This is a genomic window from Agromyces binzhouensis (genome assembly GCF_004135055.1).
GTDB classification, from domain to species: Bacteria; Actinomycetota; Actinomycetes; order Actinomycetales; family Microbacteriaceae; genus Agromyces; species Agromyces binzhouensis.
The window spans coordinates 1-2,797 of the sequence record NZ_SDPL01000407.1 but is presented as its reverse complement, the minus strand read 5'-3'; the positions used below and the strand labels follow the sequence as shown (position 1 = coordinate 2,797).

General features: G+C 73.7%; 3 protein-coding genes. All 3 read left to right on the top strand.

All coding sequences use genetic code 11. The features are described from left to right. Nucleotides 1-136 precede the first annotated feature (136 nt). Nucleotides 137-1,297, top strand: a complete 1,161-nt coding sequence (locus ESO86_RS14905; protein ID WP_129235688.1) for a glycosyltransferase — start codon at nucleotides 137-139, stop codon at nucleotides 1,295-1,297. Then, entirely contained in the window at nucleotides 1,294-2,463 is a 1,170-nt protein-coding gene (locus tag ESO86_RS14900) for a glycosyltransferase family 4 protein (protein WP_129235687.1), read from the top strand. Before ESO86_RS14905 ends, ESO86_RS14900 begins: the two co-directional genes overlap by 4 nt. Then, nucleotides 2,460-2,797: glycosyltransferase (locus tag ESO86_RS14895; protein ID WP_165307945.1), on the top strand; the 338-nt coding region annotated here is incomplete at its 3' end. The genes ESO86_RS14900 and ESO86_RS14895, both read left to right, overlap by 4 nt.

Genomic DNA, 2,797 nt, shown 5'->3' with positions numbered 1-2,797 from the left:
GGCGCCGCGCGGCGATCACGCGGCTCGGGCCGGTGCGGGTCGAGGCGCGGTTCACCGCAGCGACCACGATCCCGGCGCGGAGCACCGGCGCGACGCCGGCGACCCAGACCACCGACACCCCCGCGGAGGCCACAGCATGACCCGTATCGTGCAGATCGTGCCCTTCATCGGCGCGGGCACCGGCGTGGCCGGCGTCGCGTGGCATCTCGAGGAGGAGTTCCGCGCGCTCGGCGCGACGGTCGAGCGGTTCACGTTCGACTCGGCACGCCGGAGGCGGATGCTCCCCTGGCCGCGCAACACCGTCCTCGCCCGCATCCGCGGCGGCTGGCGGATGATCTGGTTCAGCACGGTGGGCACCCGGCGAGCGAAGCGGTTCCTCGCCGAGCGGCCCGACGCGATCTCGATCTGCCACAACAACGTCGTCGCCGGTGACGTGTACGTCAACCACGGCGTGCTGCTCGCCTCGATGCGTGCCCGCGGCCGATCGCCGTGGCGCATCTACCGCAACCCGGTGCATCTCTTCATCTACCTCCGCGATCGCATCCGGTACCGCGGGCACGCCCATCGCGTGGCGGTCTGCCTGTCCGAGGGCGACGCCGACGACCTGCGGGCGACGTACGGTCCGATCGGTCCGCGGATCGAGGTCATCCCGAACGGCGTCGACCTCGAGCGGTTCCGCCCGCCGACTCCCGAGGAACGGTCCGCTGCGCGCGCGGAGTTCGGCCTCGGCGACGAGGAGCGCGTCGGCGTGTTCGTGGGGCACGAGTTCTCGCGCAAGGGCCTCTCGTTCGCGATCAGGGGGCTGGCGACCGCCCCGAGCACGCTGCTGATGGTGATCGGCGGGAACGACGACATCATCGCCGAGTCGCATGCCGAGGCGATCGAGCACGGCGTCGGCGACCGCGTCCTGTTCCTCGGCCCGCGCAGCAACCTGCCGCACCTGCTCTCCGCGTGCGACTACTTCGTCTTCCCCAGCGCCTACGAGGCGAACGCGCTGGTCGTGCTCGAGGCGCTCGCGGCCGGACTGCCCGTCATCGCGACGCCCGTCGGCTTCGCCCCGGAGATCGTGCGAGACGGCGTGAACGGCTACCTGGTCGAGCGCGACCCCGAGGCCGTCGGCGAGCGGATGGAGGAGCTCGCGACGCTCGACGACGAGGCGTTCGCCGCCCTGAGCCGTGGTGCCCGAGCGTCGGCCGAACCGTACGGCTGGCGCGAGGTCGCGCGCCGATACCTCGCGCTCGCCGAGCAGCTGCTGGCCGAGCGCGGCTCCGCACCCGCCGACCGGGCCACCGGATGACCCGCATCGTCCAGATCGCACCGACGATCGAGCCCGGCAGCGGCGTCGCCGGCGTCGCGTACGCGCTCGAGCAGGAGTTCCGCGCGGCGGGAGTGCCGGTCGAGCGGTTCACGGCCGCCGACGCCGGACGCACGCTCGCGCGACCGCATCGCACGACGTTCGGCATGCACCTGGCGCGCGCCGGCAACGTGGTCTGGTTCAGCACGGTCGGCACACGGCGCGCGAAGCGCTTCCTCGCCGAGCGGCCCGATGCGATCTCGTTCACGCACAACGACGTGATGGCCGGCGACGTCTACGTCAACCACGGCCTGCTCCAGGCCGCCATGCGCGCACGCGGCAACTACGCATGGCGGATGGTGCGCAATCCGGTGCACCTGTTCACCGCGCTCCGCGACCGCCTCCGGTATCGCGGACGCACGCATCGCGCCGTGGTCGCGCTGACCGGCCAGGAGGCGCGGCTGCTGACCGAGGTGTACGGTCGCGTGCGGCCGCCGGTCACGGTCATCCCGAACGGGGTCGACGTCGAGCGGTTCAGCCCGGGCGATGCCGCGGAGCGGGCCGCCGTCCGTCGCGAACTCGGCATCGCGGACGACACGACGGTCGCGGTCTTCATCGGGCACGAGTTCGAACGCAAGGGCCTGCACCTCGCGATCGAGGCGCTCCGGATGGCGCCCGGCGTCGTGCTGCTCGTCGTCGGCGGCTCCGCCGACATGATCAGGCGAGCCGGTGCGCAGGCCCGACGCGTCGGCGTCCCGGAGCGCGTGGTGTTCGCGGGCGAGCGGTCCGACCCGGTCCCGCTGCTCCGCGCGTCCGATGTGCTCGTGCTGCCGAGCGCCTACGAGGCCAATGCGCTCGTCGTGCTGGAGGCGCTGGCGTGCGGCGTGCCGGTCGTGTCGACGAGGGTGGGCTTCGCGCCCGACATCGTCGTCGACGGCGAGAACGGCTTCCTCGTCGATCGCGAGGCCGCGCCGGTCGGAGCACGCCTCGCGGAGCTCGACGGGCTCGACCCCGAGGTGCGCGAGGCGTGGCGTGCGCGTGCGCGGGCCACCGCGGAGCAGCACTCGTGGCGCGAGGTCGCGGCGCGCTACCTCGAACTCGCCCGATCGATCGAGGCGCAGCGGGCGCCGGGGCGCCACGCGCGCGGGCGGGCGGCGGGCGACACGTGAGCGCTCCCCTCCGCGTCCTGCACGCGATCCGCTCGGACGGCTTCTCCGGAGTCGAGCAGTTCGTCCTCCGACTCGCCCGCACGCAGTCGGCCGACGGCCATGCGGTGCACGTCATCGGCGGCGACCCGCCGCGCATGCGCCCCAGTCTCCACGAGGCGGGGGTCGCGCACACTCCGGCCGCCCGCACGATCGAGGTGCTCCGCGCGGTCCGCGACCTCGCCGGAGACGTCGACGTCGTGAACACCCACATGACCGCGGCGGACGTGGGCACCGTCGCCGCGCTCGCGACGCGTCGCCGCGCGCGTCGCCCCGTGGTCGTCGCGACCTGCCACTT

Bases quoted from the DNA above. Each gene is read 5' to 3' on its own strand.
- ESO86_RS14900 (WP_129235687.1), top strand. From the start codon at position 1,294: ATGACCCGCATCGTCCAGATCGCACCGACGATCGAGCCCGGCAGCGGC.
- ESO86_RS14905 (WP_129235688.1), top strand. From the start codon at position 137: ATGACCCGTATCGTGCAGATCGTGCCCTTCATCGGCGCGGGCACCGGC.